This window comes from Microbulbifer sp. GL-2 (genome assembly GCF_007183175.1).
Lineage (GTDB): Bacteria > Pseudomonadota > Gammaproteobacteria > Pseudomonadales > Cellvibrionaceae > Microbulbifer.
The window spans coordinates 2,169,478-2,194,976 of sequence record NZ_AP019807.1 but is presented as its reverse complement, the minus strand read 5'-3'; the positions used below and the strand labels follow the sequence as shown (position 1 = coordinate 2,194,976).

General features: G+C 49.0%; 19 protein-coding genes and 1 pseudogene. 6 read left to right on the top strand and 14 right to left on the bottom strand.

What is annotated here, in order from left to right; all coding sequences use genetic code 11:
- Positions 1-2 precede the first annotated feature (2 nt).
- The 3 genes from glyA to GL2_RS09540 all read right to left on the bottom strand — a co-directional run bounded on the left by glyA (position 3) and on the right by GL2_RS09540 (position 2,165).
- Entirely contained in the window at positions 3-1,271 is a 1,269-nt protein-coding gene (gene glyA, locus GL2_RS09545; RefSeq protein ID WP_143730433.1) for a serine hydroxymethyltransferase, read from the bottom strand.
- A 216-nt stretch (positions 1,272-1,487) separates the two neighbouring features.
- Positions 1,488-1,655, bottom strand: a complete 168-nt coding sequence (locus GL2_RS21470) for a hypothetical protein (RefSeq protein ID WP_172621104.1) — start codon at positions 1,653-1,655, stop codon at positions 1,488-1,490.
- An 18-nt stretch (positions 1,656-1,673) separates the two neighbouring features.
- Entirely contained in the window at positions 1,674-2,165 is a 492-nt protein-coding gene (locus GL2_RS09540; protein WP_143730432.1) for an outer membrane beta-barrel protein, read from the bottom strand.
- A gap of 483 nt (positions 2,166-2,648) precedes the next feature.
- Here GL2_RS09540 and GL2_RS09535 point away from each other — a divergent pair, with 483 nt between their 5' ends.
- Together GL2_RS09535 and GL2_RS09530 are read left to right on the top strand one after the other, a co-directional pair.
- Positions 2,649-3,215, top strand: coding sequence for a hemerythrin domain-containing protein (locus GL2_RS09535; protein WP_143730431.1), 567 nt, complete (start codon positions 2,649-2,651; stop codon positions 3,213-3,215).
- Between the two features lie 39 nt (positions 3,216-3,254).
- Positions 3,255-3,683, top strand: coding sequence for an STAS/SEC14 domain-containing protein (locus GL2_RS09530; protein WP_143730430.1), 429 nt, complete (start codon positions 3,255-3,257; stop codon positions 3,681-3,683).
- A gap of 421 nt (positions 3,684-4,104) precedes the next feature.
- Here GL2_RS09530 and fnr (GL2_RS09525) read toward each other — a convergent pair whose 3' ends face one another.
- The 3 genes and pseudogenes from fnr (GL2_RS09525) to GL2_RS09520 form a co-directional block, all read right to left on the bottom strand.
- Positions 4,105-4,842 carry a fumarate/nitrate reduction transcriptional regulator Fnr gene (gene fnr / locus GL2_RS09525; RefSeq protein WP_143730429.1) on the bottom strand — a complete coding sequence of 246 codons (738 nt, stop codon included), beginning with the start codon at positions 4,840-4,842 and terminating at the stop codon, positions 4,105-4,107.
- Positions 4,843-5,096: 254 nt separating this feature from the next.
- Entirely contained in the window at positions 5,097-5,387 is a 291-nt protein-coding gene (locus tag GL2_RS21695) for a hypothetical protein (RefSeq protein ID WP_197736546.1), read from the bottom strand.
- A 69-nt stretch (positions 5,388-5,456) separates the two neighbouring features.
- Positions 5,457-5,971, bottom strand: a pseudogene (locus GL2_RS09520) (SDR family NAD(P)-dependent oxidoreductase); the annotation flags it as partial.
- 215 nt (positions 5,972-6,186) lie between these two features.
- Here GL2_RS09520 and GL2_RS09515 point away from each other — a divergent pair.
- The gene (locus tag GL2_RS09515) at positions 6,187-7,209 is read left to right on the top strand and encodes an adenosine deaminase (RefSeq protein ID WP_143730428.1); all 1,023 of its coding nucleotides are present in this window, start codon (positions 6,187-6,189) and stop codon (positions 7,207-7,209) included.
- 81 nt (positions 7,210-7,290) lie between these two features.
- Here the strand turns inward: GL2_RS09515 and fnr (GL2_RS09510) are convergent, their stop codons facing one another.
- The 5 genes from fnr (GL2_RS09510) to GL2_RS09490 form a co-directional block, all read right to left on the bottom strand.
- Entirely contained in the window at positions 7,291-8,019 is a 729-nt protein-coding gene (gene fnr / locus GL2_RS09510) for a fumarate/nitrate reduction transcriptional regulator Fnr (protein WP_143730427.1), read from the bottom strand.
- Between the two features lie 70 nt (positions 8,020-8,089).
- The gene (hemN, locus tag GL2_RS09505; protein ID WP_232053810.1) at positions 8,090-9,475 is read right to left on the bottom strand and encodes an oxygen-independent coproporphyrinogen III oxidase; all 1,386 of its coding nucleotides are present in this window, start codon (positions 9,473-9,475) and stop codon (positions 8,090-8,092) included.
- 122 nt (positions 9,476-9,597) lie between these two features.
- A complete protein-coding gene (locus tag GL2_RS09500; protein ID WP_143730426.1) occupies positions 9,598-10,293 on the bottom strand; it encodes an OmpW family protein in 696 nt (231 codons plus the stop codon).
- A gap of 406 nt (positions 10,294-10,699) precedes the next feature.
- Positions 10,700-11,605 carry a 3-hydroxyisobutyrate dehydrogenase gene (gene mmsB / locus GL2_RS09495; protein ID WP_143730425.1) on the bottom strand — a complete coding sequence of 302 codons (906 nt, stop codon included), beginning with the start codon at positions 11,603-11,605 and terminating at the stop codon, positions 10,700-10,702.
- 71 nt (positions 11,606-11,676) lie between these two features.
- On the bottom strand, positions 11,677-12,783 hold the full coding sequence (locus GL2_RS09490) for an enoyl-CoA hydratase/isomerase family protein (protein WP_143730424.1): 1,107 nt from the start codon (positions 12,781-12,783) through the stop codon (positions 11,677-11,679).
- A gap of 180 nt (positions 12,784-12,963) precedes the next feature.
- On the opposite strand from GL2_RS09490, the gene ettA reads away from it, so the two are divergent.
- The 3 genes from ettA to GL2_RS09480 all read left to right on the top strand — a co-directional run bounded on the left by ettA (position 12,964) and on the right by GL2_RS09480 (position 17,558).
- Entirely contained in the window at positions 12,964-14,628 is a 1,665-nt protein-coding gene (gene ettA, locus GL2_RS09485; protein ID WP_143730423.1) for an energy-dependent translational throttle protein EttA, read from the top strand.
- A gap of 2,091 nt (positions 14,629-16,719) precedes the next feature.
- The gene (locus GL2_RS22135) at positions 16,720-16,845 is read left to right on the top strand and encodes a hypothetical protein (protein WP_255505855.1); all 126 of its coding nucleotides are present in this window, start codon (positions 16,720-16,722) and stop codon (positions 16,843-16,845) included.
- A 164-nt stretch (positions 16,846-17,009) separates the two neighbouring features.
- A complete protein-coding gene (locus GL2_RS09480) occupies positions 17,010-17,558 on the top strand; it encodes a transposase (RefSeq protein ID WP_143730422.1) in 549 nt (182 codons plus the stop codon).
- 686 nt (positions 17,559-18,244) lie between these two features.
- Here GL2_RS09480 and GL2_RS09475 read toward each other — a convergent pair.
- Genes GL2_RS09475 through GL2_RS09465 form a run of 3 tightly spaced genes read right to left on the bottom strand, consistent with a single transcriptional unit; the run spans position 18,245 to position 24,208 of the window.
- Positions 18,245-20,380, bottom strand: coding sequence for an ABC transporter ATP-binding protein (locus GL2_RS09475; protein ID WP_143730421.1), 2,136 nt, complete (start codon positions 20,378-20,380; stop codon positions 18,245-18,247).
- On the bottom strand, positions 20,370-23,111 hold the full coding sequence (locus GL2_RS09470; protein WP_143730420.1) for an ATP-binding cassette domain-containing protein: 2,742 nt from the start codon (positions 23,109-23,111) through the stop codon (positions 20,370-20,372). The genes GL2_RS09475 and GL2_RS09470 overlap by 11 nt, the downstream gene beginning before the upstream one ends.
- Positions 23,108-24,208, bottom strand: a complete 1,101-nt coding sequence (locus GL2_RS09465) for an HlyD family secretion protein (protein ID WP_143730419.1) — start codon at positions 24,206-24,208, stop codon at positions 23,108-23,110. Before GL2_RS09465 ends, GL2_RS09470 begins: the two co-directional genes overlap by 4 nt.
- Between the last annotated feature and the right edge of the window lie 1,291 nt (positions 24,209-25,499).

The window sequence follows — 25,499 nt, the reverse complement described above, 5'->3', positions numbered from 1 at the left end:
AATCAGGCCTGCTTGTACACAGGGAACTGAGCACAGATCTCCAATACCTTCTGCTTTACTTCGGCGATAGTGGACTCCACATCACCCTTCTCCAGCGCATCCAGAACATCGCAGATCCAGTGCGTCAGCTGTTGGGTTTCCATCACACCAAAACCACGGGTAGTAATCGCCGGGGTACCGACCCGCAGGCCGCTGGTGATGAATGGGGAACGCGGGTCATTGGGGACAGCGTTCTTGTTCACGGTGATATTGGCATTACCCAGGGCTTCATCGGCATCTTTACCGGTGTACTCCTTGCCGATCAAATCCACCAGCATCAGATGGTCGTCAGTACCACCGGAAACGATATTGATTCCGCGATCCAGAAAGGTCTCGGCCATAGCCCGGGCATTTTCCACCACTTTCTTCTGGTAGTCTTTGTATTCTGGAGTCATGGCTTCTTTGAAGGAAACCGCCTTAGCTGCAATTACATGCATCAAGGGACCGCCCTGACCACCGGGGAATACGGCGGAGTTCAGCTTCTTCTCAATTTCCTCATTGGCACGCGCCAGGATAATACCACCGCGTGGACCACGCAGGGTTTTATGGGTAGTGGAGGTCACTACATCCGCGTGAGGGATTGGCGAGGGATATTCACCTGTGGCAACCAGACCGGCAACGTGCGCCATATCGACGAACAGGTAAGCACCGACTTTGTCTGCAATCTCGCGGAAACGCGCCCAGTCCATGACACGGCTATAGGCAGAAAAGCCAGCAACGATCATTTTCGGCTTGTGCTCAAGTGCCAGGCGCTCTACTTCCTCATAATCCACTTCACCAGTTTCAGGGTTCAACCCGTACTGGACAGCGTTGTAGATCTTACCAGAGAAGTTAACTCGAGCTCCGTGAGTCAGGTGACCACCGTGGGCCAGGCTCATACCCAGAACGGTATCACCCGGTGCGCACAGAGCCTGGTAAACAGCGGAGTTGGCCTGAGAGCCAGAGTGGGGCTGGACATTGGCGTAATCGGCACCAAACAGCGCCTTAGCACGCTCTATCGCCAGGGTTTCCACTTTATCTACATACTCACAGCCGCCGTAGTAACGCTTACCCGGATAGCCTTCAGCGTATTTATTGGTCAGGCTGCTGCCCTGGGCTTCCATGACTTGCGGGCTGGTATAATTCTCAGAGGCGATCAACTCTATATGATCTTCCTGGCGAGAGTCTTCTTCCCGAATGGCTTCCCAGATTTCGGGATCATAAGAAGCGAGCGTGACTGATGAATCAAACATGGTGTTCCCTCGGTAATGCGGGCTGAGTAGAGACTTGTGTAACTCGGTACCACTGTGCTCAGGCCTTGCAACTTGGCTTCTGGCGCCAGCCGGGCCACATGGGCTACTCAAAGGATCCTGAGCATTTTAGAAAGGCGCGCATTGTACACCAAGGGCATAGGGATTGCGCAAAACGAAAACGCGGCCGATGTGCCGCGCTTCATGATATTGCCTGCTTTAGAAGTGATAGACCACAGATCCAGACCAGCAATCCACATCAGTCTCAACAAAGGTGTACCCAGTTTCACCGGTGGCACTCTCTGTCAACCTGACACTGGCAATGACCCCAGCAGAAGTATCGCTGTCGGGATACTCACCAGAGGAGTCCAAATCCATCTTCTGCATAGATAAACTAGGCCAGGCTCAAAAGCGATAAGTAAAGGCCCCGGACCAAAGACCTACATCTTTTTCAAGAACAGTATATTCCAGCTCGATATTACTGTTGGCCCCAAGAACAAAGCCAATACCTGCTCCCGCTGAAATACCAAAATCATCGCTGCTTTCACTGCCCACAGAGACATCCTCGTATAAAAGCCCCAGACGCCCCTTGATATAAATCTCACCGAGGGATCGATAAGTGACATAACCCGCAAGGCTATACATGTCCACATCAACTGCTTTACCCAGAACTTCCGTCTCGCCACCCACCAGGGAGTCAATATACTCCGCCTCTAGCCCCCATCCCGATATCTGTGAATAACCGGCTCTCAAACCAACCCCGATAGGGTTGTCGACGCCGTTAAAGTCGAAATCCATTATTCCTGCTGTAGCCCCCCAATAGCCCCCTTCGGCCAAAGCAATGGAAGAGCATAAAGCGAAGATCAGAGCGCCAATATAGTTTGTGGTTCTTTTCATGGATATTTCCCAGATTATCGACCGCTGTCCTAATCACAAATAAAATTACTACCCTTCAACCTTCCCCTGGAATAGAGCCCCACAGTAAGGTGGTCACCGATTAATATAATCAGCAAAAAACCTGTTACTTCAGGGGGGGCAAGAGACCACTAACTTACAATTAAAGAAATTTACTCGAAGAGTAATGCAAGCTAATGGGACAAACCTGAAAGTAGGCTCGGATTGGCTGGCGGTCAAATTCATATTGATAATTATTATTCAAATCATACCAATGACTGACTAACCAGTATGTTTCAATATATTAAGAAACGAATTTCACTAGGAAAAAATAAGACTTTCATATGATGCATAAAAGAGGTAGAGGAGCATATTGCGCCAAATCCCTCCCGCTCTTTTGCAAACTCCCCGCCGCTTGATCCAAATCAACCCAGATTCCCCCTTCCCGGTAACAATACACCCAGAAACTGATCGCGGAGGTCTGGGATGAATGTCATCTACCGGCAACTGTGCTGTGACCACAAACATATGCAGCAGATGCTCGATGCTTTTGAGCAATTGCTACTGGATCTTTTTGGGCGCAGTGACCGCGATCCCAATACCCTGTCGTTGATTCTCGATGCCCTGGATTATTTTTCAGTCTACCCGGATAAGTACCACCATCCGGTGGAGGACCTGATTCTTGCCCGACTCCTGAATAAACCGATTCATGAGCGGGAAGCAATCTATGAAGCACAGATGCAACACGAACAGATTGCAGCAGCTACCAAGCACATGTGTGCACTCTTTTATGCAGTGGCTAATGATGCCATGGTTGAGCGAAGGGTATTACAGGGCGCCAGCAATACATATTTGGAACTACAACGCAGCCATATCAGCCTGGAAAACTCAGCGATATTTCCCCAGATAGAGCAATACCTGGATGCTGAGGATTGGGAGCAAATACATAAGCAAGTTAAAGAAATCAAAGATCCATTTTTTGACGAGGATGCAAAGAAAATCTACGAATCTTTACGCGATTACTTAGTACAACCAGAAAAAGCCCTCGCCTGAGGTGTCAAAAGTTACTTTTAAATAGGGAAGGGAGGAAGCATGAAAACTAAGCGTCACGGCATATCAATTGGCATGGAGAGAATTGACAATGATTTCTTTCTTTACCTTAAAGCAATCGGCCAGCTGACCCATGAAGATTATGAGCGGATAACACCTCTGCTTGAATATGCCCTGGAAGGTGTAAAAAACCCTCAAGTACAGATGCTTATTGATCTCAGAGAATTTGAAGGATGGGGGCTGCACGCGATATGGGATGAATTTAAAATGGCATTAAAACATGGCAATGAATTCTCCCAGGTCGCCGTCCTTGGGGATGAAGAATGGCAGGAAATAGCCACCAAGGTTGGGGGATGGTTTATGAGTGGTGAAGTGCGCTATTTCGAGGAACAGCACAAGGCCATGGACTGGTTATCACAGGCATCAAAGGAAAAGGAAAAGCACAGCCAAACTGAAGCCATGAAAATTTAGCTTTCTCCACACACTCCTGATAAGTAGTGGATTAAGGGGGCGTTCACGCCCCCCTTTTTTATTTCAAAAAACCGATTTAACCCTTATGAGCCAACCTGCTTTTAGAGGGATAGCGCCTGAAACTTATCCCCTTAAGTCAAAACCAATATCTTAATATAATTAAGGCCCAGCTCACTGTAAAAAAGAGCAATAGACAACCCCTCCTCGAAAAGTAGCTACTACGTATCAACAGGAGAAATCACACAACCCCAATTATTGTATCGCGAAACAATCTAGGGAAAGCAGGAAAAACTTTTAATAAAATCCGCCACTGTGCATATAAAGAAAAGTCAAAGATAAACTTACAAAGATTTCATGCTGAATATTTAAATGCCAACTCTGCACTCGTAGTTTTTCTATATCCTTGCACAACAAAGGTCAACTAGCCTCCACCTTCATTGTCATAACCACAATGAGTCCCAGCCACCTCACTAAGCCCAAGTAAATCCAGAAACTTTATCACTCTGCCGTTTACCTTAATCAGCCCTTCCCTCTGAAAACGAGAAAAAACCCGACTAACCGTTTCAGCAGTCAACCCCAGGTAATTGGCGATATCAATGCGCGGCATTGAGAGGACGAATTCACTATGGGAATAACCACGACTAGCGTAGCGGCTGGAAATATTAATAAGCAAGGCAGCAAGCCTTGTTTCCGCAGATCTCTTGCCAAGCAACAGTAAAATGTCATTTTCCTGACGTAGTTCCTCGGAAAAAATACTGTAAATTTGCTGCTGCAGCGTAGGTACTTGCTGAGCCAGCAATTCCAGTTGCGCAAATGGCAAAAGACAGACACTGCTATCCTCCAACGCTTCAGCATAACTGGAATGAATACGCTTACTATAGGCATCAAGCCCAAGTAATTCGCCAGGAAGAGCAAAGTGGGTAACCTGGGTATCTCCATCGGAAGCAATTACAACACTCTTAAAACTACCAGAACGTATTGCGTAAAGATTTTGAAAAGGGTCACCAGAGCGAAACAGAACTTCACCAGCCTTAACAATTTTCTTACGACGAGTGACTTTTTCTAGCCGAGCAATATCAGCCTGGGACAAACCTGCGGGCAAACACAGGCGCCTGACTGAACAGTTACCGCAACTTACCGCTACCGATGAATCAATCATGCCTCAGCGACCAGCTTCCAATTTGCGGCAATTGTACCTGCTTCTCTGACGGACGTCTCCAGCTGAAAATAAAAAGACAAAAGATGAAACTATTTTTTAAAGAATATATAGTCTTGCGATCAAATTTTCGCAAGGCCGCCTGAAATAGAAAAATTTAGTAAAAAAGCAATGACTTCAAAATTAACAACCAACCATCAAGATTGGCAGCACCGGGATCTTTAATAATGGTTCAGCCGCCCACACTAAAATACTTGCTAAGTCGGTGACTTTACGAACAACATACTGTCCACCACCATCTTCTGCTGTTTTTTCCCTGTCGGATCTGCTTCAGTTTTAAATCCACAGAATTCCTCTCCCCACTCGGAAGTGCGAACACGTACTGGCGGATCTTCATTTTCTATGGTCTTAACAACTACCTGGGCAACCTGATCTGCAGTCTGGTATATCTTTGCTGTCTGCTCGGGAGTCCGTTGACGGATACTGGAAAAATACTGCTGAAAAACTGCCTGGTAATCATCTTCCTCTATAGCGCCATCCGACTCCAACTGTAAAAGGACGCTATTTGCAAATTCGGAATAAATACCACCCGGCTCAATGACAGTGAAATGAATATTAAAACTTGACTGAATATAGCTGGCCATTGCTTCGGTATATCCCTCAACTGCAAATTTGGCTGCACAGTAAAGCTCATTAAATGGCTGCCCAACAAGCCCCCAATAGAGGAGATATTAATTATATGACCACTGCGAGCACGGCGCATATGAGGAAGAACAGCCTTGGAGCAACGCACCACCCCCAGGTAATTTACATCCATTACCCACTGAACTTCTTCCTCACTAGACATTTCCGTTGTTTTAACAAAACCAGCACCGGCATTATTGACCAGGATATCAATCCGGCCCTGCTCCTCAATAATGGTGCTCACACAACGCTGAATACTTTCCATATTCTGCACATCCAGTTCAAGAATTCTGAGAATTCCAGTATCTCCTGCCGCACCCTTCAAGGAAGCCGCCTTCGCAAGGTTTCTCATGCTTGCATAAACGATATATCCCTGCCTCAACAATTGCAGCGCCAGGCTATACCCCAAACCGGTGGATGTCCCGGTAATCAATACGACCTTACCCATCTTCCCGCTCCTTAAGACAAATAAAAATGTAAACTAGCCAGTTTAGTTTACATGGTGTCAGAAAAAAGTAAACCGCCCTGTGTATTTTGATATTCAAGTAGGGACTGCCGCTCCACTTTTCAGCTACAAGCGAGAAGCTGATACCATTAGCGGCCATTGAAGCTGCATGGCTCTTATGCCAAGCCCAAAATCACAGCCCTGGTAAAGTTATTTATATGAGCATCGCCGATCCGGATTTTATTAAAGCACTGCCTAAAGCAGAGCTGCACTTGCACATCGAAGGCTCCTTGGAGCCAGAACTCATGTTCGAGCTGAGCAAACGCAACAATATTGAAATCCCCTTCACCAGTGTTGAGGAAATCAAAGCTGCCTATAAATTTCACAATCTACAGTCATTTCTGGATATCTATTACCAAGGTGCGTCAGTTCTGATTCATGAACGGGACTTTTACGACCTGACAATGGCTTATCTACAGCGCTGCCGGGAAGATAATGTCGCTCACACCGAGATTTTCTTTGATCCACAAACCCATACGGAAAGAGGGGTCGATATCGGCGTGGTCATCCACGGAATTCACAATGCTTTAAAAGATGCTGAAAACGAATGGGGAATTAGCAGTCACCTGATACTCTGTTTCCTGCGCCACCTCAGTGAAGAAGACGCCATTGCCACCCTGGAAGCAGCCAAACCCCACCTCAAATTCATAAAAGGCGTCGGCTTGGACTCCTCTGAGCTGGGCCATCCGCCGAGTAAGTTTAAAAATGTTTTCACCAAAGCCAAAGAGTTAGGCCTGGAGCGCGTTGCTCATGCCGGTGAGGAAGGACCGGCAGAATATATTAAAGAGGCCCTCGATATACTCGATGTAAGCCGCATTGACCATGGGGTTCGCTGTGTAGAGGATGAGGCGCTAATAGAACGCCTTAAAGAAAATAATATTCCTCTCACTGTATGCCCACTCTCCAATACTGCCCTCTGCGTCTATGACGATATGAGTGAACACCCAATTCTCGACCTGCTCGAGCAGGGGCTCTGCGTTACCGTAAACGCCGATGACCCAGCTTATTTTGGTGGTTACCTAAACCGGAATTACCTGGCGCTGAGCGATAGCCTGGGCATGACGAGGGAACAGGCAAAACAACTGGCCCTTAACAGCTTTAAGGCCAGCTACATCCCGGATAGCGAAAAGCAAAAGTGGGCGGAAGTAATTGCCTCAATCGAGACGGTAGCGGAAGCTTAATATATCCCAGAACCTCTGATAATCCATACTAAAAAGCAGTGCTTTAATCAGAGGTTCCTGATGGTCCAGTCAGATCCCAGTTTAATCCTCATCGTAACCACAGTGGGTTCCAGCCAACTCACTGAGCCCCACCAGATCCACAATTTCCACAGCCCGCCCACTCACCTTTATTAAATTTTCACGCTGGAAGCGCGAGAAAAGCCGACTAACTGTTTCTGCAGTCAAGCCCAGGTAATTGGCAATATCAGTTCGAGGCATAGACAATACGAACTCACTATGGGAATAACCGCGACGGGAATAACGACTGGAAATATTAATGAGCAATGCAGCCAAGCGTGTATCCGCTGAGCGCTTGCCAAGCAGCATTAGGATATCGTTTTCCTGGCGCAATTCCTCAGAAAAAATACTGAATATTTGTTGCTGTAGTGCCGTTACCTGATGAGCCAATAACTCCAACTGGGTAAAAGGCAGCAGGCAGACGCTGCTGTCTTCCAGTGCTTCGGCATAACTGGGGTGGACCCGGCTACTATAAGCATCGAGGCCAAGTAATTCTCCAGGAAGTGCAAAGTGTGTTACCTGCGTATCACCATCGGCAGCGATGACTACAGTTTTAAAACTTCCGGAGCGAATCGCATAAAGGTTGGCAAAAGGATCACCGGAGCGATACAGGGCCTCCCCTGCTTTTACAATTTTCTTTCTGCGTGTAACCTGCTCTAGTCGATCAATATCCGCTTGAGATAATCCCGCGGGCAGGCATAAACGTCTTACGGAGCAGTTACTGCAGCTAACCGCCACTGAGGAGTCAATCATACTAAACCGGCCGGTAAAATAATTTGCGGCAATTGTACCCGCTGTACGGGCGGTCGTCTCCTTCAGTTACTTAAAGAACCCGGGAATATTGCGCATCTGTATGCTGGTTATGTAAATAACTATCAAAAGCTGAAGCTACATTGCGCACGAACCAGCGCCCCTGCTCAGTTACAACAATACTATCTTTATCTTGGTAAATTAGACCATCGTCAAACATAGGCTGTAAACGCTGAATTTCCTCATAAAAATAGGCATCAAAGGAAGCCCCTGCACGACGTTCCGCTTCACCTTTATCCAGGCGCAGGCGGCACATTAATTCTGTAATTACCCACTGACGCAAACGGTCTTCCCGATCTAAAAACCATCCCCGGCAAGATGCATTACCCCTGTCACCAATAGCTTGCGCATATTCTTTCAAACGGTGAAGGTTTTGCCAAAAACCATCGCGACTATAACTGATCGCCGAGGCTCCCAATCCAACAAGGGCATCAGCGGGCATCAAGGTATAACCTTGGAAATTTCTTTGTAACATACCCGCATGAGAAGCTTTCGCCAGCTCATCTCCCGGGCGAGCAAAATGATCCATGCCAAGGAACTCATATCCAGCCTGTCCCAAGTGCTCTACCGCAGCCAGCTGCATGGCTACTTTCTCTGCAGCCGAGGGAATCAGGTCGGTGTCAATCAGGCGCTGAGCCTTAAAGCGATGGGGTAAATGCGCGTAGTGATAAAGGGCGATACGATCTGGCTGCAAGTCCAGGACTTTGTCCAATGTGCTGTGCAGGCTATTTAGGTTTTGTTTTGGAAGGCCGTAAATCAGATCATAGGAAATGGATTCGAACCCCCGTTCGCGCGCCGCATCCGTCAACTCGGTAACCTGGTCGGCACTGCAGATACGATTAATAGACCTCTGTACCTCGATATCGAAGTCCTGGACCCCGAGACTAAGACGATTGAATCCCAGATCCCGCAGGGTATCCAGAGTTTCCAATTCCAAAGTACGCGGATCGGCTTCAATACTGTATTCCACACCATCGCCGGGGCGAAGGTCGAACACTTCACCCAACCCCTCCATCAAACGTCGCATGTCCCCATCACTGAGAAAAGTGGGTGTGCCCCCGCCCAGGTGCAACTGGGTGACCGGCACTTGTGCCACCTTATCGCGGTACCAGCGCGCCTCCTGCAGCAGGTTATCCAGGTAGCTGGAGGCAAGGCCGTATTGAGAAGTAATTACCTTGTTACAGGCGCAGAAGTAACACAGGGAGCGGCAAAAGGGGATATGAATATAAAGGGAAAGGCTGCGAATATTCTGCAATGCTTCCCATGGCCTGATATTGCCATCGAGGGGTTTGAATCGATCTGCTGTAGGGTATGAAGTATAACGTGGGCAGGGCCCGCTGTAACGGGACAGCAGCTCTTCCGATAAGCCACCCATATTACTCTTTGTCTTTCGCATCATATTCCTACAACCTCAATCAATTGTTTGCGACAGCCCCCCCGCACAAACGAAAAGGCAGCCGCCGAGTTCCCATGGAGAAAACCGCAGCGACTGCCCAGCCCCAAAACTAGAGTATCGCTACCTTAGAAGCGATAGCCGAGACCTGCCATGTATACCAGCGGGTCGATATCCACTTTAGCGGTAACATTACCCACACCAGGCACTTTTACAGTGGCGTCGGTATCGATATCCATCCAGAAGACGGCAACATTGAATAACCAGCGCTGATCAGCACCAAAAGTAAAGTCCACTCCAGCTTCTGCGGCCAAGCCAAAAGAATTATCCAAGGACAACTCCGCATCACTGGTAGCACCGAGGGTTTCAAAAACTGTATCGGCAGTACCACTAATTTCCTCATCGAAGAAAGCGGTATAATTCACACCGAGGCCCACGTAAGGCTGGATCGTGGACCGGGGATCCATTGGGTACCACTGTACCAATAGTGTCGGTGGCAGGTGCTTGGTTTCACCCAGCTCAAAGGTATCACCAAGGCCTTCGGCCTGAATCTCGTGGGTGAAAGGTGTTGCAGCTACAAGTTCTATGCCCCAGTGATCGCGGAACATATATACACCGGTCAGACCCAGTGCGGAGCCGTTATCAACATCAACACCAGTGCCATCCAGCTTGGTACCACCCAGGGAAAGTGCGCTGGAACTGGTATCGGGCGCTACTGTGGCCATACCACCGCGCAGAATAAAGCTGCCCTCTTCATAGGCCAGTACCGGTGCAGAGAGTACAGCGGTCAAGGCGGCAGTTGCACAAGCAGTTTTACGATTCATCAACTTCTCCATATAGCGATTTGGCATTTTTCCCGACTCAGGAACGGCCCCCCTCCAGGCACAATCACAAGTCGCAGGCAGATTAACCGCTGGCCACGAGAGCAGGCTTGATCCAAATCAAGCTGCTGAATTTCGCAGATTTAAAACCAGCAGATCACCAGCTGCGGCGGTGACCGGACTTGAAGGCAGGGTGTATCCCAAGGGGGCGGGGAAGATAGCGATTACGGTGCGGCTAAGGAATGGTAGCGGCCGAGCTATTTAGTACCTCTTTGCTATTTTGCGAACTGGTGCCACTTTTTTGCATTCGGCGACAGGCACTTTGGAGGAGTGCAGCAGCTCTTTAAAAAGCAGTCCCCTCGGCCTAAAAGCCCTGAGGGAACGCACTCTACAAAAAATACACCGCTTATCAGGTCAGGGTTCCAGCCGGGCGACGGAACATATTCTGGATGCTGGAAAAGTCCAGCTTTTGGTTGTCAGCGCAAGCCCCATGGAGCTGGTAAAGATTCTTTGCCAGAGCCCCCATAGGCGTAGAAGAGGCGCTGGTAGACGCGGCATCCATGGCGAGCCCAAGATCCTTCAGCATCAGTGCCACGCTGAAACCCCCAGCGTAGCCATTCGCCGACGGAACGCTATCCATGACGCCCGGGTAGGGATTGTAATTGGATAGCGACCAGTTACTGCCTGAGCTTTCCTGCATAATGTCGCTGAGCACTCTGGGGTCCAAGCCTTTATCAACACCTAACTGCAGTGCCTCGGCGGTACCGGTCATATGGATAGCCAGCAACAAGTTGTTACAAATTTTTGCTACCTGCCCCGCTCCAGCCGCACCAGCATGAAATATTTTGCCACCCATTGCCTGTAAAACTTTCCGGGCCGCATCCATCGCATCCTGATCACCACCACACATAAAGCACAAAGTGCCTGCCGCCGCCGCCGCAGTTCCACCAGAAACCGGGGCATCGATCGCACGCAGGCCCAGCCCGCGGGCAGCACTGCTCACGCTGGAAGCATCCTCTGCGGATATGGTTGAGCAGTCGATTACCAGAGTGCCAACCGGGAGTTGCTGTAACAGCCCCTGATCACCGAGGTAGAGCCCTTTTACGGCCTCACCGCTGGGCAACATTGAGATCACTATATCTGCACCCTCAGCGGCCTGTAGTGCAGTATCGCAGGGTACGCAGCGATCCTGCCGCGCCTGTGCCAATGCCTCGGGGTTTAAATCGAAAGCCGCCACCCCAAAGCCAGCCTTCGCCAAATTGGCAGCCATAGGGCCACCCATATTACCCAGACCAAAAAAGGCTATTTTTTCCATAAAAGCCACTCCATATTTTGTTGTTTATATCCCGGACATAGAGCGGCCGGGTCGCTCTATAAAAAGGCTTTCTATAAATCTGCTAGTGGATGCCCACCAACCCAGGGGCTTTCAAAGCAATCAGCCACCTGTTGGGGAGTTATTTCCTCCAGGGTTCCCGGCTGCCATTTAGGTGTGCGGTCCTTATCAACCAATAGGGCACGCACACCTTCCTTAAAGTGGCCACTGGCACAGAGGTTAACAGCCAGGGTTAACTCCATACGGAAAACATCGGCAAGCGACAAGTGACGAGCCCTGCGCAATTGCTCCCAAACTATCCAAGGAGTCAGTGGTGAACCTCCCACCAAAGTCGCAGCAGCCCGCTGCAACCATTTATCCACACCCAGGTATGCGCTGATAGCTGCACAAACCTCGGGCAAGGTTGAGAAATTAGTGAGCTGCTGGATTTGGTCGTAGTGTTCTCGCAGCTGCGAATCAGGCCGCTGTAGAGGGGATAACTCCAGTCCTTTAAGGCAGTCACCGACAAGTTGATGGTTTATCGCATTATCCTGCACAAATTCCAGCGCCCCGAGCGACTGTAAAACAGGCTCACGCTGGTCCTGGGCAATAATACGATCCGCCATCCCAGCGAACAGAGCATCGGCGCCATTAAACTGGGCACCAGTCAGCCCCAGGAAAAGGCCCAGACGGCCAGGCATACGATTAAGGAACCAGCTGCCACCTACATCGGGAAGCAGGCCAATGGTAATTTCAGGCATCGCCATACGGGTGGTTTCGGTCACAATGCGATGACTCGCACCAGCCATAATGCCGATACCACCTCCCATCACAATACCTCCACCCCAAACCACTATTGGCTTGGCATAGGTATGTATTTTGTAGTCCAGGCGATATTCATGGGAGAAGAAGTCAGTGGTATAGCGGTAATCCGGTGTTTCACCATAAGCCGCCGACTGCTGATACAGCGCCACCACATCACCACCGGCACAGAGGGCCTTGTCGCCACTTCCATCAATCCATACCGCCGCGATTTCATCATCTTTAGCCCAGGCGTCCAGCTGTGACGACAGCAGATCGATCATCTGCAAATTCAAGGCATTCAGGGCCTTGGGCAAGTTTAGGGTCGCGATCGCCAGGGCACCGCGCCTGGAAAACAATACTGGGGAATCCTGATCCATTGTTATCCGTCTTATTGCTCTCGTACTAGTTAGCGTCGCAGTTAAGCACAGATCATATTCCGCGTCAGCCACACACGAGTACAGCACCGCCAGGCTGGGGCTAGCGGTTGCACTTTTTACGCAAACTGATAAGTTGCGCGCAAAATCTGAACGATTCCAACACCCATTACGGAACCCCAAATGGCCGAATACGTATACACCATGAACCGGGTGGGCAAAGTAGTGCCCCCCAAACGCGAAATCCTCAAGGATATTTCCCTGTCTTTCTTCCCGGGAGCCAAGATCGGCGTGCTGGGCTTGAATGGCGCCGGTAAATCCAGCCTGCTGCGCATTATGGCCGGGGTCGACCAGGACTATAACGGCGAAGCTCGCGCCATGCCGGGAATCAAGGTTGGCTATCTGCCTCAGGAACCCCAGCTCGATGCCAGCAAAACTGTGCGCGGCAACGTGGAAGATGGTGTGCGCGAAGCTATCGACGCCCTCACAGGCCTGGAACAGGTCTACGCCGACTACGCCGAGCCCGATGCGGATTTCGATGCCCTAGCGAAAAAACAGCAGCAATTCGAGGACATTATCCAGGCCTGGGATGCCCACAACCTGGAACACCGCCTGGAGGTTGCCGCTGACGCGCTGCGCCTGCCGCCTTGGGACGCTGACGTAAACAACCTGTCTGGTGGTGAAAAGCGCCGTGTTGCCCTCTGCCGCTTGCTGCTTTCCCGCCCCGATATGTTGTTGCTGGACGAGCCCACCAACCATTTGGATGCGGAATCCGTATTCTGGCTGGAGCGCTTCCTGCACGACTTCACTGGCACCGTAGTGGCCATCACCCACGACCGCTACTTCCTCGACAATGTCGCTGGCTGGATTCTGGAGCTGGACCGCGGCCACGGTATCCCCTGGGAAGGCAACTACACCACCTGGCTGGAACAAAAAGAGAAGCGCCTGGAGCAGGAACAGCGTGGTGAGCAGGCTCGCGCCAAGGCCATGCAAAAAGAATTGGAGTGGGCACGCCAGAACCCCAAAGGCCGCCAGTCCAAGAACAAGGCCCGCCTCTCCCGCCTGGAAGAAATGCAATCCCAGGACTTCCAGTCCCGCAATGAGACCAACGAAATCTACATTCCACCCGGCGAACGCCTCGGCGACAATGTGATTGAATTTAAAGGTGTGAGTAAAGGCTTCGGTGAGCGCCTGCTAATCGACAACCTGTCCTTCCGCGTGCCCAAAGGCGCGATTGTCGGTATTGTCGGCGGCAACGGCGCTGGTAAATCCACCCTGTTTCGCATGATTACCGGCACTGAGCAACCCGACTCTGGCGAAATCAATATTGGTGAGTCAGTCAAGGTTGCCTATGTAGAGCAGGGTCGTGAGAACCTGGATGACAGCAAGACCGTATGGGAGGCCATCTCCGACGGCCACGACATGCTGAAAATCAACAACTACGAAGTGGGCTCACGCAACTTTGTTGGCCGTTTTAATTTCAAGGGCAGTGATCAACAGAAGCGCGTAGGCGAACTCTCCGGCGGTGAGCGTGGACGCCTGCACTTGGCCTATACCCTCAAACAGGGTGCCAACGTACTGCTGCTGGACGAACCCTCCAACGACCTGGATATCGAAACCCTACGCGCCCTGGAAGAAGCCCTGCTCAACTTCCCCGGCTGTGCCCTGGTAATTTCGCACGACCGCTGGTTCCTGGATCGTGTGGCTACTCATATCCTCGCGTATGAAGGTGAGAGTGAAGCTCTCTTCTACGAAGGCAACTACACCGAGTACCATGAAGACTTTGTGCAGCGGAAGGGTGAAGAAGCAACGCCGCATCGGATGCACTATAAGAAGCTTAAGACTTGAGAATAAAAAAGCCCGCGAAAGCGGGCTTTACTCAAACAATCAAAGTAATTCAATCTTCACTGCTTTACAACTTAGCTCTGAATAATATTCAACACTATGTAACACTCAAAAATATCCTGTTAACAAGTTAACTTCGGCACAGGCATTTAAATATTAAAGCATGCTAAGCAAACATGAGTTATAAACTTTGACATTTGTTTCTTTTTACTTTGGCGGCAAATCAATTACCGCATCTGGCCCTGCTTGGATATCGGTCTCAACTAACATAATGAATCTCCCTTCTAGTGGTAGTGGTAGTGGTTCAAAATAAAAATTACAACTTGACTATTATTGCACAATCCATCCTGAAAGCCTCCCAGAAAAACCTATTTTTAAGCCTTCAACTGAAAGGCTCAACTTAGAATTCAACTAGCGCAATCATACCACGCTCAAAGTAGCCTATATTGCACTTGCATTAGGTATAGGCACTATGAATCAAATAGCGCGATGGAGCATCCAACTAATCAATTTGGCGGAACATCGATAACGGCATCGGGACCAACTTTTATTTCAGTTTCAATACGCATAATACATCTCCTTCATCACAGTTACTTTAGAGAGTTCGACATAATTAGTCCGAACTAAACAAAGCTTAACTCGACACCCCCCTATCAGACTACATATAAACAATAATTATGGGCAAATAGTCACAATTCCAGCCCCCAGGTAACCATTGATCAGTTCGGACAGCTATCAATTAACACCCTCGACCCAATTTCAACCATCCAAAATACATATTGGTACGATAGAACCACTTACGACCTTGCCTCACCGTCAAACACTAATTTGTACGATAATCCTAATCAACCATGAGCGAACCTTTTTTGATTTTATCTCAGCACAAAATATCGCATTTAGTTTCAGCTTAGAATTTTGGGAACAATGACCTTAAAGCATACATACCCCTCATTCCAGCCTCTAGAAATATACTGCAGATAAAAAATCAGCTCCAGGGTCAGCGTAACACCTTTAATTTTTTGTAGCTGAAACTTTTATTTCAAGTTAGAAACCAAGGGAAAATCTAGGTATAAAATTCACCTTAAAAATATAAATCTATTACACTCAAAACGTCGCCCATCAAAAATCAACATTTCCTGCATTCAATCTTGAAGCACAGCATACTTTAAGCTACTGTGGCAACTGTATACTCTCGTAGTCTTTGCCTCAGGATTTTATAAACCAACGTTTTTCTAGGGCGATTATTTAAATGCTCAACAGCCGCTTCGACATCTTTTTGACTCACAAATTTTTCGGAAAGTGCTGGCGCAGCAGGCCATTAATATGGCCGTTCAGGCCTCTCTTCCCAAGATACATACGGATGTGTAAAATAGATTTCCACACCCTGAATCTCACTAATCTTCTCGTGCAGAGCAAATCCCTTGCCATTATCGACGGTAATGACGTGTGCTAACAAGTAGTGTAATGGTAGTCTGAGCAACTAACTCTGCCGTTTTCCGCTCAACCTGCTAAGAGTGTGAATTTGCCCTTACGATCTACACTGCTGACCAGAGCATTACTATGGCCTTTACCTATAAAGACATCTATTTCTCATTCTCGGATGCATAATTTATCATCTACAATTTGTGGCCGCTGTTCGATGCTGATGGCGTTCTTGACGTACCCCCGAGTTGATTTCCCATTAGCTCGCTTGTTGTAAGGTCTACCCCTGCATCGCAGATTCTCTTACAGAGTCCCACCACAATACTTATCATCCCAGATATATAGGTAAATAATTGGTTTCAATGCTGATTGGCATATTTTCCTCCTTCTCTAACCAGTCAGAGATTTATTCTGGGCTCCATAGAAGCTTCAGCTTAGCCTCTTTTAGTGCAATAGTCTTTGGTAGACTCTTTTTGGCTTCCTCGCCTGTCTACACCGCTCTTCAGTCATCCGCTGAGCTTATTTATAGCGGTAGCCATTACCTCCTCTATTACTAACCAGCCCTACAACCATCGCCCGCTATATTCACCTTACTGAGTCTATTGAGCAGGATACTGCTGCCACTATTAACACTTTGGTCAATAGCCTGTCCGTTGATCTAAGGTGGCTATAATGCGAATTGCCTCGGTGATCGCACATTATGAAGGTGCTCTACTGCAAAAGTTCGGCGCCCACCTATTGCCTGAGCAGCGCCGGACCATAACAGCCATTCGCCACTGTCGTACCACTGGCCATTGAAGCGCTGTGGCACTACGTGACTGCGCTCAATGCCAGAACCATGAGGTCAGTCAGTAGCTGGTACGAAAGAGCAGTAAGCTGCTGCCGGTGGAATATTTTCTGATGACCTTGAAGAACTGCGCACACTAGCTTAGCGTCATCAGAAAATTGTTTATACGTGGCTAATGGCTACCGCTGCCGAGAACCTTAAAACCTTTTCCCTCAATGACAGTCATCTCAATGGCGAAATCGGATTGACCAGTGTTCTCCATACTCACACCCGGCGACTGGATTATCACCCACACTGTCACGGAGGTACAATGAATCGAACCAGGCAACAGTGGAGGAAGGCTAAAAGCCAATATCTTTTCAATGGCCTCACCCTCGCCAAAGTCTTTCGTGCCCGCATGCTCGAAGCGCTGTATGAAGCGGGACTGCAGGTCTCCGGCCTGCCAGAGGTTGTACCATCTCAGTCTGTTGGTAGCGGGATATCGACACTCAAGTACTTATCCAAATACCTATATCTTGGATTAATTAGTGAGAAGAAAATATTGAGTGATCAAAACAGAAAGATAGCCTTCCGGTATATCAAGAGTAAAAGCGGACAGTCCAAAACCCTGGCACTGCTAGGCGCTGACTTTCTATGGCTGGTAATACCGCATGTGCTGCCCAAAGATTTTCGGCGAGTACGCGACCACGGATTTTCACACAGCAACGTCAAACGATTATTATAGCTTGTACAGCTGACTCTCAAAGTTATCTTTGAGACGCTTACGGCAAGAAATCGATCTTCAATACACCGCCCCAAATGCAACACGCCCATGCGATTTATACAAGCCTTCAGTCTGGACTGGCTCTCAGGCCAACGAATTAACATTCAGTAAAATATTGTCATTTATCAGAGGACATAAGTGTTCAGTAAAAAATACCTCTTCCATTGGTATCAGAAAAACCAAGACTGACGATCGCCCATAAAAAATGGAGCGCTCGCAGGTCGTGGAAAAATCCCAACACCTGAAAAAGATATTTTCTTATAAAGAGCGGGTTGAAAACTCCGAGCTTGCCCAACAACTGGATTAGGTCGTGGCTGCACGTGCTCTACCCTTATTCCTTGTTAGCTCTCTTTCATCACTTAGTCTCCTGGCGGAGAAGAAGCAGCAGATATAATCTCCAGCCGGCCGCTCTTTTCCAGATGATTAACTGATGCACTTCAGGGTTGAATGCAGGATATTGGAAATCATTAACTTTCATCATCCCCGCCAGTACCCCGAACAGGATCAACACCAGCCTGTGATCCAACCTGGATATCATTTTCAATAATCATAACGGACCTCCTTTATTATTTGAGAAAAAGCCGAAAGCCCAAATACTGTCGATATGAAAAATCAATTTTTCCTGCTTTAAACCCTATTTTCCCTCTCTAAGGATGAGCAATTACCAGTAGAGTTTTTGCGTGTTTCTGTACGCAAGCCACAGCCATGCGCAAGTTTTCCGGATCCAGTGCGGCAAAGCTTTCATCCAGCACCACCAGCTCGGCATTTTGTAAGAGCGCACGCGCAATAAATAAGCGACTCATTTCTCCGTGGGACAGGCGCCAGCCCATCTCGCCAACAGTCTGTAAAACCCCTGCGGGCATTTTCTCTATCAATGGCGTCAGGCCAAGCTCATCGCAAATAGCATAGGCTCTGCGTAAACTACCTTGCTTCGGTGGCCATTCGTCACCCATCAGCAGGTTGAACAGGAAGGAATCACCAAGCACATGGTTTTCATGGAACTGGGGAGCAGAGGCCACCAAGCGGCGCCAACGCTCTGGGCCGATACTGACCCAATCGTAGCCATTGAGAAGCAGTAGGCCCTCATCCGCTTGCTGAATGCCAGTAATCACATTAGCTAGGGTCGATTTCCCCGAACCAGAAGTCCCCTGTAACAACAGGCGATCACCTGGGTAAATGCTCAGGTTGCAATCTGCCAGAACCGACTTTTCTTTGTTCGGATAACTAAATCGAAGGTCGCGTACATAACACAATGGTTGCTCGGCAGAATGCTCGTCACTACTTGCACCACCAGTGCGTGCGATACTGACCAAGGCAACACCCTGTGGAGCCTCCAGGACGAAAAGTTCACGCACCCTCTCCCAGGCCACCAGGGCATTCAGAGCGTTGGTAAAGCCGTTCATGCACTTGAGCACGGCCCGGTAACCGAGCAGTACTCCTCCCAAAGTAACTGCCAGCTGTGCGCTGCTGGCATCACCACTGACAAATACCGGGACCAACCCAGCCACCCCGAGTAACAGCCAGGCACGCGGCAACAGCGCCACCAGGCGCACCATGGTGCCATCCATTTCTGTAGAGATTTGCAGGTATTCGCTCAGCTCCCGATCCTCACCCCGGTGCCAATCCGCCGGGGCCTGTTGAGCAAACCGGGTGCGATGGCCAAGCATCTTTTCTATCAGGCGATCTGTCATCGACAGACGCTGGGCCGTCCAGCGACGACGGCTGTGGTATTGGGCCCTGCCGAAGATTACCGCCACCAGAATAAATAAGGGCAAAACCAACAGGTGCATCGGGCCACAGGCGCCCAACATTAATATAAAAGCAGCCATTGCCAGTTCTACTGCACCAAGTAATAAGAGGAAACCGCCCTGTAGTGCACTGGCTTCAATATTTTCTGTATCGTAAACTCGCCCCAGTACCTGCCCGGTACCCATATGACGCACACGGCCGGGATCAATTCGAAGAGCGCTGGCGAGCAATCGCTGCTTTAACAAGGCTCCGACTTGCACTGACATGGAACCGCGCAGACGCGCGGTAAACAGTGATAGAGGCACCTGAGTTGCCAATAACAATACCCAGGCAATTAGCCAGCCAGTATCAATATAACCACCCAGTACTGCGCTACCGATAACCCACCAGCTGGCTAGGAAAAAAGCCATCTGTACTGCATGGCAGGCAAGCATACTGGCAAACTGCCAATGCTGACCGTGCAGAAGTAATTGTTGCAAGAAAGACCTGTTTGCAGGCTGGCGCAACAGCCAACATTCCTCAATGCGTACTCCCGCCAGGCTCTCTTTCAGTAGTGCTTCAACCGCGCGCTCACGCCGTCGCCCTTGAATACCAGCACTGTCGAGCAAGCGGGCAATACGTTCGCGCTGGGGAATCTCCTGCTTATAACTAAGCAGGGCCATCACCCGACGGGGACAGACTTTCACTACCTGTAGCGTAGGGGTCAACAAACGCAGCTGGCGGCGATTACCGCCACATAGGGCGACAAAATGCTCTTCTTCATCAAAGTACAGACGGACCAGAGCAGGAGCAGCTTGCAATAGCATTTGGCTCTGCTCACCGTAACTGCAGCTAACTTGTTCAACCTGTATATTCAAGGCTTCCGCACTCATTTTCAGGCGGGTATCCACATCGGCTTCAGCACCCTTGACGAGATCAGCAGATAGTGCCGGCTCCAGGCCACAGTGGCGAGCTAGAGTTTGCTGGGCAGATTCCAGTTGGGCTGCCGGCCAACACAGTTGGCGCAGGTTATTATCAGAGCCTTTAATGTTCACTGGTCACCTCTGCAGTCTGTGCTACCCCTGCTTGAGTAGGCGATTTTCTCTGTGATGGCTCCTCGCTTAAACGCCCCTCCGACATGCGCAAATGGCGCCAATCATCACTCTGCCAGCAATTCTGCCACAGCTCCTGCTCTGCAGCGAGCAGCTGCGCATAGCGGGAATCCTTTCGAGCTCCCAGCTCTAAAGGGACACCATCTTCAACTATGCGGCCGTCTTCCACCACCAATACCCGGGAAAAGTTCTGGGTCTCTGCAATATCGTGGGTAATGCAGATCAATGTGGTATCCTTCCAGATCTGGCGAACACGCCCAAGCAGTTGCTGACGCTGATTGCGATCGAGCCCCCGAAAGGGTTCATCCAGAATGGCGCAGCAGGGGTTCTCCCTACCCAAGGCACGTCCAAGACGCACACGCTGTCCCTCTCCACCACTGACAAGAGCACCGCTCTCGCCGAGGGTGCTCTGCAAACCTTCTGGCAGCGAGGCCACCAACTTGAGCAAGTCTGCTTGTTCAAGGATTGGATATAAGGGTTTATTGCGGTTGTTACCATAGTGCAGGTTATCGAGAAGGCTGCTGTTCCAAAGCTGGATGGCTGGATCAATCCAGGCACAATGTAGACGGAAATGAGCCTGAAGCTCACCGTGTAGTTCAGTACCATTTAAAAGTACCCGTCCAGCGGCAGGCTTGTGCCAGCCCAACAAAAGACCTGCAAGACTGGATTTCCCAGCTCCAGATACGCCAACTATGGCAACATGCTCACCGGAACCTATATCCAGGTTGATACCATCGAGAATAGTGCGACCGCTGGCGTTGACACTGACATTTTCAAAGCGAAAGCTCGCCGGTTTTTCCGGGCAAAAATCTACCTTCTTGTTTACCGAACTCTGCTCTCCCTTATCCCTGACGGCTTGCAAAGGCTCGAGTGCCCGCAACAGAGTATTGCGCTGACGAGGATACTCTCGAATCAATGCGGCAATATCTTCACCCAGAGGTGGAAGGGCTAATACCCAATAAACCAAAAGCAACAGGTCAGGGCTGGCCCCGCGAATGTGGATACAATAAGCCACCAGAATGCAGGCGAGCGAGCAATTTACAATCAGTTGCACGGCCTGACTGTTAAGCTGTAAGCGCAGATCAAGGTAGCTGGACCTAACCCACTCGGAAAGTAAACTTTCATGTTCTCTTCGAACCGACTCAGCAGCGCCATGCGTACGTATCGGGATAACCCCCAAGAGAGCATCCATATAGAAGCGCGCCAAGGCGCCGGCATGGGTCTGAACCCGCATCTTATGGTCATTGAGTAAGGGCTGAAAAGACAGCGGGACTAACACCTGCATAGTGGCCATTAGGATTACCAATGGAGCAGAATCAGGAGCAATCCATATAATTCCACCGGCCGTAGCAATTAGTGAGAGCGTTTTAAAGAGGATACTACCAGCCAGCACAGGAAGTTCTCGCAACGCAGTAATACGGTGGCTGCGCTCAGCAGTATCAGAGGTAGGGCGGCTCTGGAAAAAATGATCGGGTATTTGTGGTAAAGCCGAAAGAAAGCGTATACGAAAACGATTTTCCAGATGTCGCCCAACCATCAATTGAATCTTGGCCGCAGGATACTGCACAAGAATTACAGTCAGCATAAAGCCCAGTAGTAGGATCATTGAGCCAATTCGCTGTATTCCTGTAGCCAGTTCGCTATGGATATCTACCAACCCGCGAAACAGTAAGGCCTCCGCCATCAAACCAAAAACAGCCCCAAACATCGCGAGGGCCACTATAAGCGGGGCAAATAAACCATCATCACGCAACAATCCCCACAACTCCCGCAGTGGGCGCACCAGGGGTTCCTCTAGCGCTCTGGATAGATTCCCTGAAGCTGGCTTTACTTCAGCAGTTTCACGCACACCTTTAACACTCACTATCACCGCACCGCTGAATTCCAACTGCTCCGGAGCCAAATTCACAGTCTCGGTTGCCTCAATACCAGGTTGACTCTGTGGGCGAACACACCAATAATTCTCTGGCACCAAGACAAATGCATTGGCAGAATCCTCAGTAAATTCCACCATCAGCTTTTGCAACATCCCGCTAACTTCACTTCCACGGCGTACTGCCCCAGAAGAAACTAGTGCTGTCATCATACGAACAGATGCATCGAGAAATGCCAGGGGCATCCAATCACGAGTTTTCAGAGCAAACTGGCAAAATTCAGAGCATAAAGACTCAGAAACTTTCAGCTGTAAAACTCGCGTGCGAAGAGGGGTTATAAAATCGTCTCCTCCCGCCCAATCCCGCCACCCCTGTGGGGGGACACCCGTTGTGTGAATATGCAGTTCCTCGAGAAAGCGACGGGTACTGGGCCAACGTCGGCCACTGGCCGGGTCCATCACCTGAACAACGCCACCATGATTGCGCCAGGCCACTACAAAATGCGTATTGCCATTTGGCAGGCGCACCACTGCTAACCCTGGTAAATAACCGGGAATATCCATGAGCAAGTGATCTTTTGGCACAACCATTTGAACTGCGTCAAGGCCCAGCTCAACAGCAATTTTTTCCAGTGTATTTATGGAGGTTCCATCTACATCGGTCTGGCACGCATCGCGCAGATGACCATAATGAACATTGATTCCAAAACCTTCCAACAGACACTTCAGAGAAGCCGGTCCACAGTCCATATTGGAGGTCTGTACAACCTCTGGCACTAACCAGCGAGTTCTTTGCTTCACGGCAAAATCCTCGCGTTATTATTTTCGCTATCGGATTCCCCAGTGAGTATATCCCCGACCCTTTGTAACAACAGCTGATAGGGAGTTTTTGTACCCGTAGCAATTTCCACCCTGGCCGGCAGGTCATGTAACAGTGGCAATAGTGGGGGGACGTCGCCCTCTAGGGAAAGCTCAACTAAAATCCGCTCTCCCTGTACCGCGCTGGCAACCCTCTCTACGCGAGCATATAGCTGCCCATAGCGCGCCCAAGAAAAACCTTCGAGTTTTACTCGCGCACTTTGCCCTTCGCGAATATGGCCAAGCGCTAGAGCAGGAGGAAAAAATGCCTGCACACTAATATCACCCTTCGCCTGTATTGTGGCTACTTGCTGGCCGGCAAGCAGAACCTCGCCCTCGCGTATATCAGCAAAAGAGGCAAGTTTTCCCGTAATTGGGGCACGTAACTGCTGTTCATCCACAGCCAAATTACTCTGCTGTATACGAGTATCTACCTCGGCAAGCTTGCTTTGGATATCAGCGCGACGTTGATTCAACTCACTAAGAGACAACTGATATTCATTGGCAATCTGCTCACGACGATCTTCAGCAGCCCCAATTTCGGCTTCTGCAACAAGGGTGGCCATGGCCATTTGCTGATAAGTGCGTTTTGCCGCCAAGTAATCCAGCTCAGAACTTTGCTGTTTCTGTAGCAATCGCTCGTAACGATCTGCCACATCCGCCTGAATCTTTTGATTACTGACCTGTAGCTGATGTTGCTGACGCAGAAGTTCGAGTTGTCCCAGGAGAGCCTTATCATCCTCGACAAACTTCTTATTCAGTAATTGCTGCTCCCTCTCAATCGCATCAAGCTGTATGTCAAGGCTCTGTGAAACCTTACTATCACCATCCAAATCCAAATCAAACGCCGCTGTATCAAGCTGTACCAGTACATCCCCCCTGCTGAGGACATCACCTAGTGAGGCTTGAATCGCAACGACCCTTCCTGTCCGCTGAGTGCTGACATGTACGGTATTCTGCTCTTGCTCAAGCCTAGCTTGATCACTAACGCTATAAGTGGTGATATCCTTGATTAGAAACCAGACAGCCCAGGCTACCATCAGTGATACTCCCAAGGCGGTTAGCAACCCTAAAGAGTAGAAAGTATCTTTAGATATAGAGCGTGTTGTATGAATAAAAGGAGTTGGCAATGCGATTTACCTAATCTGTACCAGTTATGGCTCATGCTATTTATGTTTCATTTTTATGCGTACAGCTCTTGGCTATATTTCGCGGGGCCAAATCTAAATCCCCCATTCCAGTTAGTCAAATTCGATATAAATCCAACTACCCCCCCATTCAACGCTGTCTTTCGTGCCTTGACAACCATAAGAGCTGGGATGCACCAGAGTAAGGAGACATAAGTTGACAAAAATTAAGTATTTCCACCCCTCCAATAAGAAAAAATTTACTAGAATTTCTCTCCTACAAAAAATTTTTGAATTTTAAAAATAACCCCCAAAATAAAGGCATACATCAGCAGCCCCCCCTGTCAACAACCTTCTGTTAGCACTCCCATTCCTAAGCACTATTTTATGCCATACCTAATACTCAATTTTTCACTCATAAAACCCCTTACTACATAACCAAATAAGACTCACTGGAATCAAACCCAGAAAAAACCCAAGATATTAAAATATATAAAAATAATTAATTCTAAGCTGTAGTGCTATGAATTTATCGCTTAAGGTAATTTGCAGTAACGAAAATTTATGTGTTGATGAACTGCATTCCAACATCTTGCCTGATGCTTTCACGAGTTACCCAAAGGCTAACAGCAACAGGAAACCATGTTAGCAACCTGTCCTAAACAAACCTCAGCTCACGTCACCACTTACTCAACTCCAATATTCGTATTGAAAAATATATCGGAGGTATAGTCAGTATTATTAAGCGGAGGGGGTTTAAGGATACCATCTTGGTTGTATATAAACTGGGTGGAATCACCACTACTGATGTAGTCGATAGAGCAGAAAGCGAACCCAGAAACGGATTTGTTTGGATACAGCCATTGTCCAATGGTAAATATAGCTTCTATGAACAGTTCCCAGAAACAAATCGAACCGCAAGGCGCATCACAGTCAAGCTGGTTCTGGGGGCCAGATATTTCATGCCCACACATACCAGGTCCTTTAACATTAAAAAACCCAAGGATATATCCTGGGTTAGATGAAACCCGACTCTCCCATCCGATCGTCCCTGCACTCGTAAAATCAAGATATGGACTAAGATACACATGCACAACCTGTACAAACACTATATACCCTTCTTTCCAAAGAGCCATACTTGGGGGAAGTCAGGATAGGTGAAGATTAATAGAGATCCCCTCTGGTCATAGTGCCCCAATTACCG

Bases quoted from the DNA above. Each gene is read 5' to 3' on its own strand.
- GL2_RS09515 (WP_143730428.1), top strand. From the start codon at position 6,187: ATGAGCATCGCCGATCCGGATTTTATTAAAGCACTGCCTAAAGCAGAG.
- hemN (WP_232053810.1), bottom strand. From the start codon at position 9,475: ATGATGCGAAAGACAAAGAGTAATATGGGTGGCTTATCGGAAGAGCTG.
- GL2_RS22135 (WP_255505855.1), top strand. From the start codon at position 16,720: ATGCGAATTGCCTCGGTGATCGCACATTATGAAGGTGCTCTACTGCAA.
- fnr (WP_143730427.1), bottom strand. From the start codon at position 8,019: ATGATTGACTCCTCAGTGGCGGTTAGCTGCAGTAACTGCTCCGTAAGA.
- GL2_RS09540 (WP_143730432.1), bottom strand. From the start codon at position 2,165: ATGAAAAGAACCACAAACTATATTGGCGCTCTGATCTTCGCTTTATGC.
- mmsB (WP_143730425.1), bottom strand. From the start codon at position 11,605: ATGGAAAAAATAGCCTTTTTTGGTCTGGGTAATATGGGTGGCCCTATG.
- GL2_RS21470 (WP_172621104.1), bottom strand. From the start codon at position 1,655: ATGCAGAAGATGGATTTGGACTCCTCTGGTGAGTATCCCGACAGCGAT.
- GL2_RS09465 (WP_143730419.1), bottom strand. From the start codon at position 24,208: ATGGTAGCCTGGGCTGTCTGGTTTCTAATCAAGGATATCACCACTTAT.
- fnr (WP_143730429.1), bottom strand. From the start codon at position 4,842: ATGATTGATTCATCGGTAGCGGTAAGTTGCGGTAACTGTTCAGTCAGG.
- GL2_RS09480 (WP_143730422.1), top strand. From the start codon at position 17,010: ATGGCTACCGCTGCCGAGAACCTTAAAACCTTTTCCCTCAATGACAGT.
- GL2_RS09535 (WP_143730431.1), top strand. From the start codon at position 2,649: ATGAATGTCATCTACCGGCAACTGTGCTGTGACCACAAACATATGCAG.
- GL2_RS09490 (WP_143730424.1), bottom strand. From the start codon at position 12,783: ATGGATCAGGATTCCCCAGTATTGTTTTCCAGGCGCGGTGCCCTGGCG.
- GL2_RS09500 (WP_143730426.1), bottom strand. From the start codon at position 10,293: ATGAATCGTAAAACTGCTTGTGCAACTGCCGCCTTGACCGCTGTACTC.
- glyA (WP_143730433.1), bottom strand. From the start codon at position 1,271: ATGTTTGATTCATCAGTCACGCTCGCTTCTTATGATCCCGAAATCTGG.
- ettA (WP_143730423.1), top strand. From the start codon at position 12,964: ATGGCCGAATACGTATACACCATGAACCGGGTGGGCAAAGTAGTGCCC.
- GL2_RS09530 (WP_143730430.1), top strand. From the start codon at position 3,255: ATGAAAACTAAGCGTCACGGCATATCAATTGGCATGGAGAGAATTGAC.